14 protein-coding genes are annotated in these 13,987 nt (G+C 70.6%); 7 read left to right on the forward strand and 7 right to left on the reverse strand.

The window, feature by feature from the left end; all coding sequences use genetic code 11:
* Positions 1 to 23: 23 nt before the first annotated feature.
* Together KBZ12_RS08210 and KBZ12_RS08215 are read right to left on the reverse strand one after the other, a co-directional pair.
* Positions 24 to 2,534 carry a ligase-associated DNA damage response DEXH box helicase gene (locus KBZ12_RS08210; protein ID WP_254957435.1) on the reverse strand — a complete coding sequence of 837 codons (2,511 nt, stop codon included), beginning with the start codon at positions 2,532 to 2,534 and terminating at the stop codon, positions 24 to 26.
* A 12-nt stretch (positions 2,535 to 2,546) separates the two neighbouring features.
* A complete protein-coding gene (locus tag KBZ12_RS08215) occupies positions 2,547 to 2,756 on the reverse strand; it encodes a DUF350 domain-containing protein (RefSeq protein ID WP_216908808.1) in 210 nt (69 codons plus the stop codon).
* 54 nt (positions 2,757 to 2,810) lie between these two features.
* On the opposite strand from KBZ12_RS08215, the gene KBZ12_RS08220 reads away from it, so the two are divergent.
* The 4 genes from KBZ12_RS08220 to KBZ12_RS08235 all read left to right on the forward strand — a co-directional run bounded on the left by KBZ12_RS08220 (position 2,811) and on the right by KBZ12_RS08235 (position 6,298).
* Complete coding sequence (locus tag KBZ12_RS08220) at positions 2,811 to 3,845, forward strand: hypothetical protein (RefSeq protein WP_254957437.1); 1,035 nt, start codon at positions 2,811 to 2,813, stop codon at positions 3,843 to 3,845.
* A 1-nt stretch (position 3,846) separates the two neighbouring features.
* Positions 3,847 to 4,080, forward strand: a complete 234-nt coding sequence (locus tag KBZ12_RS08225) for a hypothetical protein (protein WP_254957439.1) — start codon at positions 3,847 to 3,849, stop codon at positions 4,078 to 4,080.
* Positions 4,077 to 5,624, forward strand: a complete 1,548-nt coding sequence (locus tag KBZ12_RS08230; protein WP_254957440.1) for a polyamine aminopropyltransferase — start codon at positions 4,077 to 4,079, stop codon at positions 5,622 to 5,624. Before KBZ12_RS08225 ends, KBZ12_RS08230 begins: the two co-directional genes overlap by 4 nt.
* An 80-nt stretch (positions 5,625 to 5,704) precedes the next feature.
* Positions 5,705 to 6,298, forward strand: a complete 594-nt coding sequence (locus KBZ12_RS08235) for a DUF4178 domain-containing protein (RefSeq protein WP_254957441.1) — start codon at positions 5,705 to 5,707, stop codon at positions 6,296 to 6,298.
* Positions 6,299 to 6,321: 23 nt separating this feature from the next.
* On the opposite strand, the gene KBZ12_RS08240 is transcribed toward KBZ12_RS08235, so the two are convergent.
* The 4 genes from KBZ12_RS08240 to KBZ12_RS08250 all read right to left on the reverse strand — a co-directional run bounded on the left by KBZ12_RS08240 (position 6,322) and on the right by KBZ12_RS08250 (position 9,693).
* Positions 6,322 to 7,986 (reverse strand): ATP-dependent DNA ligase, encoded by a 1,665-nt coding sequence (locus KBZ12_RS08240; RefSeq protein WP_254957442.1) that lies wholly within the window; start codon positions 7,984 to 7,986, stop codon positions 6,322 to 6,324.
* Between the two features lie 4 nt (positions 7,987 to 7,990).
* Complete coding sequence (locus tag KBZ12_RS08245; protein WP_315859288.1) at positions 7,991 to 8,407, reverse strand: Coq4 family protein; 417 nt, start codon at positions 8,405 to 8,407, stop codon at positions 7,991 to 7,993.
* Positions 8,371 to 8,598 (reverse strand): hypothetical protein, encoded by a 228-nt coding sequence (locus KBZ12_RS18495; protein ID WP_315859289.1) that lies wholly within the window; start codon positions 8,596 to 8,598, stop codon positions 8,371 to 8,373. Before KBZ12_RS18495 ends, KBZ12_RS08245 begins: the two co-directional genes overlap by 37 nt.
* Positions 8,599 to 8,664: 66 nt before the next feature.
* Positions 8,665 to 9,693 carry a ligase-associated DNA damage response exonuclease gene (locus KBZ12_RS08250; protein WP_254957443.1) on the reverse strand — a complete coding sequence of 343 codons (1,029 nt, stop codon included), beginning with the start codon at positions 9,691 to 9,693 and terminating at the stop codon, positions 8,665 to 8,667.
* Positions 9,694 to 9,811: 118 nt separating this feature from the next.
* Between KBZ12_RS08250 and KBZ12_RS08255 the strand changes: the two genes are divergently transcribed.
* Positions 9,812 to 10,897, forward strand: coding sequence for a class I fructose-bisphosphate aldolase (locus KBZ12_RS08255; protein WP_254957444.1), 1,086 nt, complete (start codon positions 9,812 to 9,814; stop codon positions 10,895 to 10,897).
* 33 nt (positions 10,898 to 10,930) lie between these two features.
* Here the strand turns inward: KBZ12_RS08255 and nadA are convergent, their stop codons facing one another.
* Positions 10,931 to 11,845, reverse strand: coding sequence for a quinolinate synthase NadA (nadA, locus tag KBZ12_RS08260; RefSeq protein WP_254957505.1), 915 nt, complete (start codon positions 11,843 to 11,845; stop codon positions 10,931 to 10,933).
* A 161-nt stretch (positions 11,846 to 12,006) separates the two neighbouring features.
* Here nadA and KBZ12_RS08265 point away from each other — a divergent pair, with 161 nt between their 5' ends.
* Together KBZ12_RS08265 and KBZ12_RS08270 are read left to right on the forward strand one after the other, a co-directional pair.
* Positions 12,007 to 12,882: a TIGR04168 family protein gene (locus tag KBZ12_RS08265; RefSeq protein WP_254957445.1), complete on the forward strand. Its 876-nt coding sequence runs from the start codon at positions 12,007 to 12,009 to the stop codon at positions 12,880 to 12,882.
* Entirely contained in the window at positions 12,876 to 13,976 is a 1,101-nt protein-coding gene (locus KBZ12_RS08270) for a hypothetical protein (RefSeq protein ID WP_254957446.1), read from the forward strand. The genes KBZ12_RS08265 and KBZ12_RS08270 overlap by 7 nt, the downstream gene beginning before the upstream one ends.
* The last annotated feature ends 11 nt before the right edge of the window (positions 13,977 to 13,987 follow it).

Consider the following 13,987-nt stretch of genomic DNA (forward strand, 5'->3'; position numbering starts at 1 on the left):
GGCCCGTCCCTGCGTCCGGCGGCTCAGGTCCCCTCGGCCCGTTCCGCCTGCTGCCGCAGCTTCTGGAGCCGCTCCAGCAGCGATTCGTTGCTCATCCGGTTGTTGAGCCGCTCCGCCAGCAGGGGGAAGGCCATTGGGCCGGGACGGAGCAGGCGCCGCTGCAGCCATTCACTCCCGCGCAGGCGCTGCAGGGTGCTGAGCAGGCGTTCGAGGTCGAGCTGTTCCTCCAGCACTTCACCGCGGGCCTGGGCCAGCAGCAGGTTGCCGGGTTCGTGGCGCTCGAACACATCAAAGAGCAGGGCGGCACTGATCTGCAACTGGCCGCCGGAGCGGGCCTGGCCGGGGTAGCCGTTGACCACCAGTCCACTCACCTGGGCGATGGAACGGAACCGACGGCGGCACAACTCCGAGAGGTTCACGGCCCCCTCCAGATCCTGAAGCAGACCTTCCGGATCCAGCAGGGTCTGGCCATGCCGCTCGAGCAGCTCCTCGAAGGGGTAGTCCCGGGCCGCGAGCAGCTCGAAGCCGTAGTCGTTCACCGACACCGTGAAGGTGCCGGGTTGATGGCGGGCCAGCCGCCATGACCAGAGGAAGCCCAGGCCCTCATGCACGAAGCGTCCTTCGAAGGGGTAGGCGTAGAGATGGCTGCCCTCCCGGGTGTGACACACCTCCACCAGAAACTGCTGGCTCCGGGGCAGGGCGGAGAGCTGCACCTGGCGCTCCAGCAGCGGCCGCAGGGCCTGCAGTTCGGGTGTGTCCAGCATGAATCCCTTCTCCCCATCGAGGGCGCGGGCGCAGCGGTCGACCTCTGCGCGCAGATGGGCGCTGAGCAGATCGGAGAGGGCCATCTGGCCCCCGCCCCAGGCCGGCACCGTGGCGCTGCGGCGCGTCGTGGCCTTGACCATCGCCGTCATCTCCCGCAACCTGACGAACTCCAGCTGGCGCCCGGCGAAGAAGAAGACATCCCCGGGTTTGAGCCGGCCGATGAACACTTCCTCCACATGCCCCAGCACGGCCCCGCGCACGAAGCGCACGGTCACGGCCCGATCGGCGCTGATCGTGCCGATGTTGAGCCGGTGCAGGCGGGCCACGGCCGTCTCCCGCACCACGAAGCGCTGGGGGACGCCCGCGCCTGCCTCCGGCGGCTCCCGCTCCAGCTTGCGGTAGCGCGGATAGGCCCCCAGGCAGTCCCCCCCGTGCTCGAGAAAGCGCAGGCACCACTCCCAGCGGCTCCGCTCCAGCTGGCGGTAGCTCCAGGTGCGGCGCACGGCCTCAAACGTCGCCTCGGGCTCGAAGCCCGGACCGCAGGCCAGGGTCACCAGATGCTGCAGCAGCACATCGAGCGGCTCCTCTGGCGGGCGGCGGTGTTCCACCAGCCCCACCCCCAGCCCCCGGCGCATCGCGGAGACCTCCAGCAGTTCCAGGGCGTTGGTGGGCATGAACAGCACCTGGGCCGTGCCGCCCGGGGCATGGGCAGAACGTCCAGCCCGCTGCAGCAGGCGGGCCAGGTTCTTGGCACTGCCGATCTGCACCACCCGCTCCACCGGCTGGAAGTCGACCCCCAGATCGAGGGAGCTGGTGCAGACCACCCAGCGGATCGTGGCGGCCTTTACCCCCGCCTCGATGGCCTCGCGCTCGGACCGGTCGATGGCGCTGTGGTGCAGGGCCAGGGACCCTTCCATCTCGGGGCAGGCGAAGCGCAGGCACTGGTGCCAGCGCTCGGCCTGGTTGCGGGTGTTGGTGAACAGCAGCGTGGAGACCGTGGGCTCCATGGCCGCCACCAGCTCCTCATACATGCGCAGGCCCAGATGGCCGGCCCAGGGGAAGCCGTCGATCGTGTCGGGCAGCAGGCTGCGGATTTCGGTGTCCCGCCGGATCCGCGCCGTGATGATCAGCGGCTCGACGCCGGCACCCACCGCGGCCCGGGCCGCCTCCTCCAGGTTGCCGATGGTGGCGCTGATCGCCCAGGTGCGCAGGGCCGGCCGCCGGCTCCGCAGCCAGCTCAGGCACAGCTCGCTCTGGGAGCCCCGCTTGCTGCCCATCAGCTCGTGCCATTCGTCGATCACCACCGCCTCGAGGTCGGCGAACAGGGCCTCGGCCCGGGGGCTGGCCAGCAGCAGCGACAGGGACTCCGGGGTGGTGATCAGGATCTGCGGCGGCGTCTTCAGCTGCTTGCCGCGTTCGTGGCTGCTGGTGTCACCGTTGCGCAGTCCCACCCGCAGCGGCCAGCCCATGGTGTCGATCGGTTCCCGGATCGCCAGCAGCAGGTCGCGGCTCAGGGCCCGCAGGGGTGTCAGCACCACCAGGCGCAGACCACCCGCAGGCCCGGCGCCATCGTTCTCCGCCAGCATGGCCGCAATCGGCCCCATCACGGCGGCGTAGGTCTTGCCGGAGCCGGTGGGCACCTGGATCAGGCCGCTGGCCCCCTCCAGGTAGGCCCGCCAGCTCTGCCGCTGGAAGGGCATCGGCCGCCAGCCGCGGCGGTCGAACCAGGCCTCGATCGGCCGCAGCGCCGCCGCGGTGGAAGGGGTCAAGGGGGCGGCGGATCAGGTGGAAAGCACCGCCACCACCACGGCGGCGATGGCCAGGATCACGGCCCCCAGCACCACCCCGGCGGCGATGTTGCCCCGGCGGATCTCGGCGCGGTAGTCGATCGGCGAGAGGCGATCGAAGAGCAGCAGCCCGAGGTAGATGAGGATGATGCCCAGAAAGGTCCAGCCGACCATCAGCAGCATCTGGAGCAGTGGTTTGACCATCCCCTCGTTTCAACGCCGTCACCACCGTAGGGATGGACAGGGGGTCAGCTCCTGATGGCGCCGGCTTCCCTGGGCGGGCGTCGCGATCCGGCCCTGCTGCTCTGGCCCCTGGCCAGCCTGGTGCTGCCGCTGCTTCCCCTGCTGGTGCTGCTGCTGTCAGCCCTGGAAGGGCAACGCCGGCTGCTGATGGTGGTGCCGGAGGGTCAGCGGGTGCTCAGTGTCCCCTTCGTGTTGGAGGACGGTTGGTTGGGCAGCCCCCGGCTGGAACTGACGGCCGAGATCCCGCCCAACAGCTTGATCGCGCTGGAGGTGGCCCTCCTCGACGCCAGCGGCCGCACCGTGCTGGACCTCACCAAGGATGGCTGGCGTGCCAGTGGTACCTGGGCGGAGGAGGGGGAGACCGGCACCTGGCAGGAAGACGACGCGGGCCTGGCGCTGGCGCTGCGTCCCGGCCGCAGCGGCCGCTTCCAGTTGGCGGTGCAGGTGCAGGATCTGCTCGATGAGGCGGGCCAGCCGCTGCCCAGCCCGGTTGTCGTGCGCGGCAGCGTGCGCAACCACAGCGTTGAGGCCCCGCTGCTGTTGTTCACCGCCGTGCTGTCGCTGGCGGTGGTGCAGGTGCTGCTGCTGGCCTGCTACGGCATCAGCCGGGGCCGCTGGGTCCAGCGCAGCCAGGAGGCAAGCGCCGCGATCCGCTGCGAGGCCGGTGGCCCGGGGCTGGTGCGACTGGGCGTGGTGGCACGCTGGGAGCTGCCCCATGACGATCCGCCGCTGGGGGCGCCCCCGGACCCAGCGCCCCTGGAGCTACGGGTGAGCGATGCCCAGGGGCGCCCCCTCCTGCAGCATTGGGAGAGGGTCGCCGTCGCCCACCGCTCCAATGATGGCGACCACTGGTTGTCCGTGCGCCTCACCCTGCACCTGCGGCTTCCGGAACACGCCAGCTACCGCTTTCGGGTGGCGCTGCCGGAGGCGTTCCGTGTTGCTGGCGACGCCTGGGAGATCGAATGGCTGCAGCTCACGGTCGAGGACGGTCGGATGACCGCCTGGCCGGTGTCCGTTCTGCCCCTGGGAGGGGCGGTGGAGGGCCGCTGAGATGGCCGACGAACGGGGACTGCTGCTGCTGCTGGCCGTTGCGGCGGTTGCCATCGGCACCGTCACGGCCGTGACCCGCCCCGGCCTCTGGCGCCTCGGCCAGGACGGCACCCCCACCGCCGGCAGCGGTGTGCGCTACGGCGGCAGCTACCGGGCCGGGCGATGGGTGGCGGCCCCGTCCCGTCGCCAGGACTGGTCCGGCTTCCAGGGGCGCGGTCCCGGCGCGGCCAAGTGACGTCGCGGCGCTTTGCGGCCCTCACACCCCTGCAGGTGCGGGTGCTGCTGGCGGCGGCGGCCCTGTCCTCCAGCGTCAGCCTCGTGCTGGAGCTGATGCTGGCCACCCAGGCCAGTTACCTGCTGGGCAACCATGCCCTGGCCACCGGCGTGGTGATTGGCACGTTCCTCGCCGCCATGGGCCTGGGGGCCTGGCTGAGCCAGTTCCTGGCCGTTGGCCCCGAGCCCGGCTTCGCCTTGCTGCAGTGGTTTCTGGCCGTGGAACTGGCCCTGGCTCCCCTGTGCCTGCTGGCGCCCCTGGCCCTGTTCGCCCTCTTCCGGGTGGGCGGGCCGGTGTGGCTGGGCCTGGTGGTCTGCACCGTGCTGGTGGGGGTGCTCGGTGGGATGGAGGTGCCGCTGCTGACCCGGTTGCTGGAGTGCGGTCAGCAGCTCCGGGTGGCCCTGGCCCGGGTGCTGGCCCTCGATTACCTGGGGGCTCTGGTGGGGGCCCTGCTGTTCCCCCTGGTGTTGCTGCCCTGGCTGGGCCTCCTGCCCACCGCCGGCCTGCTGGCTTTGGTGCCGTTGGCCAGTTGCGTGGCCATCGCTGTTGTTTTCCCGGTGGGGGGCCGCTGGCGCCGCGCGATCGCCGTGGCTTTCCCTGTGATCGCCCTGGCCGGCTGGGGACTCGTTCCCCTCGGCGACCGGATCGAGGATGGCCTCTACGACGATCCGGTGGTGAGCCGTCTCCAGAGCCGCCACCAGCGCATCGTGCTCACCCGCCGCCGCGACGACCTGCGGCTGTTCCTTGACGGCCAGCTGCAGTTCTCGAGCCTCGACGAGTACCGCTACCACGAGGCCCTGGTGCATCCGGCGATGGCGCTGCAGGGCCGGCCGCAGCGGGTGTTGCTGCTGGGGGCCGGCGATGGCCTGGCCCTGCGGGAGGTGCTGCGCTGGCCCGCGGTGCGGCAGGTGGATGTGGTGGAGCTCGACCCGGAGATGGTGCGCCTGGCGAAGGAGCAGCCGTTTCTGCGGCGCCTCAACGGCGCCAGCCTGGAGGACGGGCGGGTGCAGCTCGTCATCGGCGATGCCTTCGAGAGGGTGCGGCAGCTGCGGGGCCGCTACGACGTGATCATTGCCGACTTCCCCGACCCGGCCACGCCGCCGCTGGCCCGCCTGTACAGCGTCACCTTCTATGGGCGCCTGCTGCGGCGTCTGGCCCCCGACGGGATGCTGGTCACCCAGGCCTCGACGCCGTTCTTCAGCCCCAAGGTGCTGGCCTCGATCCAGGCCACCCTGGGCGAGTTGAACCTGACCACCCGGCCCTACGGCGTGGACGTGCCCAGCTTCGGCCCGTGGGGATTCGTGCTGGCCCACCGGGACCGGAAGCCACCGGCACAGGCTGAGCTGCCCTTCCAGGGCCGCTGGATCGACCAGGGACAGCTGGACCGGCTCTTTCCCCTGAGCCGGGATCTGGCCCTGCCGCCGGGGGAGCGGGTGTTGCCTAACCGCCTTCACCGGCCGGTGCTGGCCGACTACCAGCGCCAGGGCCGCTGGCGGGAGAATTGATCAGCGCCTTTCGCCGAGTCGGTCCACCAGCCTCCATAAGCTGAGCCAGCCGGCCGTGATGGTCCGGCCCCTGCGCACCGATGGCTGTCTGGCTTCTTCTGCCCCTGCTGCTGCTGGCAGCCGTTGCCCTGCTGCTGCTGCGGCGCTCACGGCTGCGGCGTCAGGCACCCAAACTGCTGGGCCGCACCCTGTTCACCCTGACCACCGGCGACATCGTCCAGTACGACGGCCGTGACTGGGTGGTGGAGGACCGGCTCCTCTACGACGACGGCGGCTTCCAGTGGCTGGAATACCTGCTGCGCGACGGCGGCGATGGCCGCTGGCTCAGCGTCTGCGAGGACGATTGGCTGGAGGTGAGCTGGCTGGAGGACGCCCCGGCCTCGGAGCTGGAGGGTCTGACCGCCGACTTCCCCGATCACCTGCGCTGTCGCGGCCAGCTCTATCACCTGAAGGAAACGGGCCGGGCCTCGGTAAGCGCCGCCGCCCGGGTGATGAACCGACGCATGCAGGGCTGTCGCTTCGGGGATTACGAGGGGGAGGAGGGCCGCGTGCTCTCCCTGGAGCGCTGGGAGCAGGGAGACGATCCCGGCCCACCGGAGCTCAGCCTCGGCCGGCGCATTGACCCGGCCACCCCGGTGCTGCTGCCCGGTGATGGCCGCACGGTTTATCGCTGATCAGCCGATCGCTGAGAAGCCGATCACTGAGAAGCCAATCGCGGAGCAGCGGCTGGATCCTCCAGCAGGGCCTGGGCGCTGCTGAGACTGTCGGCCGATTCGGGGGTGCGATCACGACGCCAGCGCAGGATGCGGGGGAAGCGCACGGCCAGGCCACTGCGGTGACGGCTGGAGCGTTGCAGGCCCTCGAAGCCCAGGGTGAAGACCTGCAAGGGCTCGACGGCCCGTACCGGACCGAAGCGCTCGGTGGTGTGGCGGCGGATCCAGCGGTCCAGCTCCGTGATCTCGCTGTCGTCAAGCCCCGAATAGGCCTTGGCGAAGGTCACCAGACGGCCCTCGCCATCCCAGAGGCCGAAGGTGTAATCGGTGTACAGGTTGGCGCGGCGGCCGCTGCCGGCCTGGGCGTAGAGCAGCACCGCATCGAGCTCCATCGGCTCCAGCTTGTGCTTCCACCACAGCCCGCGGCGCCGGCCGACGCCATAGGACGAATCGAGCGCCTTCAGCATCAGCCCTTCGGCGCCCACAAAGCGGGCCTGCTGCCGCAGGGTTTCGAGCTCCTCCCAGCTCCCCAGCGGCAGCACCGGGGAGAGGCGCAGGAGCCCGGCGGCGGGGGTGGGAACCGCCTCAGGCAGCCCCCGCAGCAGATCCTCCAGGGCGGCGCGGCGCTGGAACAGGGGGGCGGGGCGCAGGTCCTGGCCTCCCCTTTCCAGCAGGTCGTAGGCGACGAAGGCCGCCGGGCACTCCCGCAGCAGGGCGGCGCCGGGCTTCTGCCGACCCAGCCGCCGCTGCAGGGGTCCGAAGCCGGCGGGCTGGCTCGCTTCTGCCGGCCAGACGGTGAGCTCCCCATCCAGCACCGTGCCCTGGGGCAGCCCCTCGGCCATCCCATCCAGATCGGGGAAGCTGGCATTGATCAGTTCCTCGCCGCGGCTCCAGAGAAAGGTCTGGCCGTTGCGCCGGATCAGCTGGGCCCGGATTCCGTCCCATTTCCACTCCACCTGCCAGCCGGCGGGGTCGGTGGCCTCCAGGCGTTCCGTCTCCAGGGGGGAGGCCAGGCAGAAGGGGTAGGGACGGCTGATCGGGGCGGCCACCCCGGCCGCCAGGGGCGCCAGCAGGGCTTCCATCGCCTCTGGGGAGGGCTCGAAACCGCCCATCAGCCGGTGGGCCAGCTCCGCCTCCTCCAGGCCGGACACCTGGGCCAGCGCCCGGATGACCAGGCCCGCGGCCACCCCCACCCGGAAGCCGCCGGTGAGCAGTTTGTTGAACAGGAAGCACTGGCCGTCGGGCAGGGCGGCCCAGATCGTCAGCACCGCCTGCGCCTGCGCCTCCCCCTCCAGAGCGGCCAGGGCCGGCAGCCGCGAATCCATCCATTCGGCCAGGGGCAGCTCCAGGGGCGTTGCCGGCGGCAGGGCCAGCTGGGGGAGCAACAGGGCGATGGTCTCCGCCGAATCCCCCACCTGGGCGTGGCAGGAATCGAACAACCACTCGGGTAGCCCCGAACGTTCCAGGCAGATCTGCCGCAGCCTTCGGCCGGTGATCAACCGCCGCCGCCGCTTGCCCAGCAGCAGGGCCAGGGCCCAGGCAGCATCGGCCGGCTCCACCGCCCCAAGATGGTCCGCCAGCGCGGCCACCCGCCCCCGGGTGCCGGCGGCGCGCTCCAGCTGCTGAATCAGGTCGGCAAAGGCCTGCATAGGCTCAGACCAGCGGCGCCTCCGGCAGTCCCAGCTCCCGTCGCCAGTCGGCCACGGGGCGCTCCCAGCCTTCCTCGAGCTTGACGCTGATCAGGCAGCGGGCCGCCAGCCCCATCTCGAAGCCGCGGGCCAGGGCGCGCAGCAGCGGTTCGAGGGGTTCGTCGTCCTGAAGGGTGCTGAGCAGGCCGCCGAAGATCAGCAGCACCGCCAGGGGGGAACGCACCTGGGCCAGGTTGAAGGCCTGCAGCCCCAGCTCCCCGGGGCCGTCGATGCCGAAGCCGGTGAGCACGTGGACGATGTCGTGGGTTTCCCGCAGCCGGTGGGTGATGGACTCCGCCGGCGTGGTGATCGGACTGGGATCGATCAGGCTCTCAGGTGTCAGATTCAGACGCTGCAGTTGTTCGGCGTAGCTGTGGCCCAGCCCTCCGCCACCAGGGCGGCCATGGCTGGGATCTCCAGCAGATGCCGCTGCATCTGGTTCGCCAGGGGGCTGCCCTGGAGGCTGCGCGCCAGACCGAAGACACTGTCGAGTTCCGTGGGGTTCTTCAGGAAGGCGGCGAGGCTGGCGACCATCCGCAGCGACTGCAGGCGTTCTTTGACGTTGAACAGCATCGAGGCAGTCCCAGCTGAACGGCCAGTCTCGGTCCTTGGCCTGCACCTGGACACAGGTCGACCGCCTCAGGACGCAGCCTCCCCCTCGTCGCTGCGTTGCCCCTCGAAGGCCCGCCCCAGGGGTTCCGCCGCCAGGCCCTGCTCCTCCCGCAGGAAGCGGGCCAGGCCGTCGCTGTTGCCGTGGGTCACGTACACCTGCCGGGCGCCAGAGTCCACCACGGTGCGCAGCAGGCCATCCCAATCGGCGTGGTCGCTGAGGGCGAAGCCGCGCTCGAAGCCCCGCCGCCGCCTCGCCCCGCGCACCGCCATCCAGCCGCTGACGAAGGCCGTCTGGGGAGTGACGAACCGCTTCATCCAGGGGGAGCGGTGGGCCGAGGGCGGTGCGATCACCAGGCGCCCCGCCAGCGATTCGCTGCGGGGGAGCTCACTCAGCGGCCGCGTCGGAGGCAGCACCACCCCTACGCTCGTGTAAGGAGCCATCAGGGCCTGCACCGCCCCGTGCAACAGCACCTCCTCCTCCACCCCCAGCGCGGCCAGTTCCGCCAGCAGCCGCTGGGCCTTGCCGAAGGCATAGGCGAACAGCAGTGAGGGGCGTTGGGGGGCCTGCCGCCACCAGGCCAGGATCTCGGCGGCCACCTGCCGGCCGGGGCGCCAGCGGTAGATCGGCAGCCCGAAGGTGGCCTCGGTGATCAGCACGTCGGCGGCCACCGCTTCGAAGGGGGCGCAGCTGGGGTCGGCATCCCGCTTGTAGTCGCCACTGATCAGCCAGGTTTCGTCGCCGGCGGTGATCCGGATCTGGGCCGAGCCCAGCACGTGTCCGGCGGAATGGAACGACACCCGCGCCCCGCCGAGGCTCCGCTCCTCCCCGTAGCCCACCGCTGTCAGGGCAATGCTGGCTCCAAGCCGCTGCCGCAGCACGCCCTCGCCCGTGGCCACCGCCCAGTATTCGCCACATCCCGGCCGGGCATGGTCGGCGTGGCCATGGGTGATCAGGGCCCGGCTCACCGGCCGCCAGGGATCGATCCAGGCATCCGCGGCTGGACAGTACAGCCCCTCAGGGGTGAGCTGGATCAGGCCGTCGCCCGGCAGGACCATGGTGTGCGCAGGCCCAGACGGCGCCGACGGCGAAAGCTGCCGGCATCCTGGCGAACCTGCCCCGTTGACGGCGAGGGCGCTTCCCCCTAGCCATGGGGCAGTGATGGTCTGCGGCTCCATGGCACTCGACACCTATCGCGAGGAACTGGAGGCCACCGCGATGGCCCTGGCCCGGCCGGGCACCGGTCTGCTGGCGGCGGATGAGTCCACCGGCACCATCGGCAAGCGCTTCGAGGCGATCGGCCTGGAGAACAGCGAGGACAACCGCCGTGCTTACCGCACCCTGCTGGCCACCGCCCCCGGCCTCGGCGAAGCCATCAGCGGCGTGATCCTCTACGAGGAGACCCTGTTTCAGGACGCCGCCGCCCTGCCGGGCCAGCCGGCCGGATCGATCCTCGATCTCTTCCAGGCCCAGGGGGTGGTGGCGGGGATCAAGCTGGATCTGGGAGTGGAACCCCTGGCGGGCGGCCTGGCCGGCGAGACCTGGTGCACCGGATTGCGGGGGCTGCGGGAGCGGGCGGCCCGCGCCTACGCCCGGGGCGCCCGCTTTGCCAAATGGCGGGCGGTGCTGCGCATCAGTGCCGAAGGCTGTCCCTCGGAGTTGTGCGTGCGCGAGAACGCCTGGGGGCTGGCCCGCTATGCCCGCACGGCCCAGGAGGAGGGGCTGGTGCCGATCGTGGAGCCGGAGATCCTGATGGACGGCGACCACGACATCCTCACCACGGCAGCGGTGCAGGAGTGGGTGCTGCGCAGCGTCTACGAGGCCCTGGGCCAGAACGGGGTGTTTCTGGAGGGCACCCTGCTCAAACCGTCGATGACCCTTCCCGGTGCCGACGGCGACGAGCGTCCCAGCCCCGAACAGGTGGCTGCCTTCACCGTTCGCACCCTGCGGCGCAGCGTGCCCCCGGCGGTGCCGGCGATCCTCTTTCTCTCGGGCGGCCTGGGGGAGGAGGACGCCAGCGTGTATCTCTCGGCCATTCACCATGCCGCCCCGGACGCGCCCTGGCACCTGGGGTTCTCCTACGGCCGGGCCCTGCAGCACTCCTGCCTCAGCCACTGGCGAGGAACCGATACCGCGGCTGGCCAGGCGGCCCTGCTGGCCCGTGCCCGTGCCAACGGCGCGGCCGCCCGCGGGGCCTATGTGGCCGGCTCCGAACCCTCGGACGATGCCGCCTCGCTGTTCGTGGCCAATTACAGCTATTGAGCCAGGGGAGTCCCCAGCGCCAGCGCTCTTGCCTCAGGCACTCATCGCCAGCATGCGCTCGATCGGCACCAGGGCCCGCCCGCGGATCTCCTCGTCGAGTTCGAGGGCCGGGGCCATGGTGTGCAGGCACTGCCACAGCTTTTCGAGCGTGTTCAGCCGCATGTAGGGGCAGGCGTTGCAGCTGCAGCCATCGGCACCCGGAACCTCATAGAGGGTCTTGCCGGGGGAGCGGCGGCGCATCTGATGCAGGATGCCCGGCTCCGTGAGCACGATGAAGGCGGGGGCCGCACTGGTCTCGGTGCGCTGCAGGAGCTTGCTGGTGGAACCGATGAAGTCGGCCAGATCCAGCAGATGCTGCTGACACTCCGGATGGGCGATCACCTCGGCTTCGGGGTGCTCCAGGCGGAGCTGCAGCAGGGCCTGCTCGCTGAAGGTTTCATGGACGATGCAGCTACCCGGCCAGAGGGTCAGCTCCCGCCCGCTTTCGCGGGCGACCCAGCGGCCCAGGTTCTGGTCGGGGGCGAACAGGATCGGTCGATCGGCCGGCAGCTGCTGGACCAGATGCACGGCATTGCTGCTGGTGCAGATCAGGTCACTCTGGGCCTTCACCGCCGCTGAACAGTTGATATAGCTCACCACGAAGTGGCCCGGGTGCCGGCGGCGGAAGTCGGCGAAGGCGTCGGCCGGACAGGCATCGGCGAGGCTGCATCCCGCCTCCAGGTCGGGCAGCAGCACGGTCTTGCCGGGGTTGAGGATCTTGGCGGTCTCGGCCATGAAGTGAACGCCGCAGAAAACGATCACCTCGGCCTCGGTGCTGGCCGCCTTGCGGGAGAGCTCGAGGGAATCACCGATGAAATCGGCGCAATCCTGGATGCTGTCGTCCTGGTAGTAGTGGGCCAGAACGATGGCGTTACGCTCCTTTTTCAGCGTCTCGATGCCGGCGATCAGCTGATGGCGGGGTGGGACCGCTCCGGGATCTGCGGGGGACCGTTCTGCAGCGTCGCCCGCTAGCCACCCATTGTGGAGCGGTGCCTGGGTCAGCGTCTGCGTGAAGACCAACCGTTGCCCCTTCCCATGCACGATGATCCGAGTCTAGGAAGCGGTTGGTATTGGCTGAGCTGAACATCGCCATCGCCGGGGATCTGCACGATCAGTGGGATCGCAGTGACCACGACGTCCTGGAACGGATCCGTCCGGACGCCCTGCTGCTGGTGGGAGATTTCAGCGACGGCAAGTCCCGCATCCCTGAGCGGCTGGCCACGTTGGAGCTGCCTGTGGCCTGCGTGCTCGGCAACCATGATGCGGGCAAGGACGGCAGTGGCCGCACCCTGCGCCATCAGCTCGAGCTGCTGGGTGACCGGCACTGCGGCTGGGGCCTCAGGGAACTGCGTCCCCCTGGGCTGGCCGTGGTGGGGGCCCGTCCCGGGACCGCCGGCGGCGGCTACCACCTCTCCAAGGCCGTCAGGGCCGTCTATGGGCCTGTGGGCCTGCAGGAGTCTGCCGAACGCATCAGCCGGGCGGCCCTGGCGGCCGATCCCCAGCTGCCCCTGGTGCTGCTGGCCCATTCCGGCCCCAGTGGCCTGGGCACCCAGGTGGACGACCTCTGCGGCCGGGACTGGAAGGCCCCCGCCTGCGACTGGGGCGACCAGGATCTGGCCCTGGCGGTGGATCAGATCCGCCGCCGCCGCCCCCTGCCCCTGGTCATCTTCGGCCACATGCACCACGCCCTTTGCCACCACCAGGGCGAGCGGCTCAGCTTCCGTCGCGACGCCCACGGCACCGCTTTCCTTAATACCGCCTCCGTTCCCCGTCACGGGGTGGATCAGCAGGGGCGGGCCCTGCGCCACTTCAGCTGGGTCGTGTTCGCCGACGGCGACCTGCGCCACATCAGCCACCGCTGGTACGGCATCGATGGCGCTCTCCACTACGAGCAGACGCTCTGGAGAGCGGCACTGCCGGCAGCGGGCGTGCTGAGCCCTTGCTGATTTACGCCTGCATCAGCAGCCATGGCTTCGGCCACGGCTCCCGCACGGCGTCGGTGCTCTGCGAACTGGCTGCCCTGAAGCCCGACTGGCGTCTGGTGCTCTCCACCGGACTGCCCGAAGCGTTCCTGACGCTCTCCCTGGGTGAGGTTCCCTTTGAGCATCGCCCCTGTCGCTGGGATGTGGGGGTGATCCAGGCGGATGCCCTGGGGGCCGACCCCGCCGCCACCCTGGCGGCGCTCCAGGCCCTGGAGGTTGACCTGCCCGAGCTGGTCGAGCGCGAAGCCCGCTGGCTGGAGGCCCAGCATCAGCCGGTGTTGGTGCTGGCGGATGTGCCCCCTTCGGCGGCCCTGCTGGCCCGACGGCTGCAGGTGCCGCTGGTGTGGCTGGCCAGCTTCGGCTGGGACACGATCCACGCCCCCATGGGCCCCCCCTTCCAGGCCTGGGCAGAACGCCACCGGCAGCTGTATGCCCAGGGGGACCTGCTGCTCCATTGCCCCCTCTCCCTGCCGATGGACTGGGGTCTGCCAGAAGTGAAGCTGGGCCTGACGAGTTCCAGGCCCCGCCAGGACGTGGAGCGGCTGGCCCGCGAACTGGCCCTGCCGCCGGATCGGGAGCGGGTGGTGCTGGTGAGCTTCGGGGGCCTTGGCATGGCCATCGACCCGGACCTGCTGGCCCGCTGGCCCGAGCATGTGTTCATCGGTCCGGAGCCGCTGCTGGCCACGGTGCCCAATGGCCGTTGTCTACCGGCGGGCGTGCGTCCCCTCGATCTGATGCCCCTGACAGGACGGCTGATCACGAAGCCCGGCTACAGCAGCTTCTGTGAGGCCTTCAGCCAGGGGGTGGGGATTCACCTGGTGCACCGCACCGGATTTGCCGAAGCGCCGGTGCTGGAGGAGGACCTGCGCAACCACGGCTGGCACCGGCTGCTGAGCCAGGAGGCCTTCCGCCGGGGCGACTGGCAGCTGGATCAGGCCCTGGAGCCCCCCAGACACGGCCCCCTGCCCGTGGATGGGGCACCCACTGCCGCGCGGGCGATTGTTTCGCTGCTGGATGGACGATCAGCACTGCCTATGGGGTCTGCCTTCAGGATTTGATCATCTGTTCA

This window comes from Cyanobium sp. Cruz CV13-4-11, from assembly GCF_024346055.1.
Taxonomy (GTDB): Bacteria; Cyanobacteriota; Cyanobacteriia; order PCC-6307; family Cyanobiaceae; genus Cyanobium.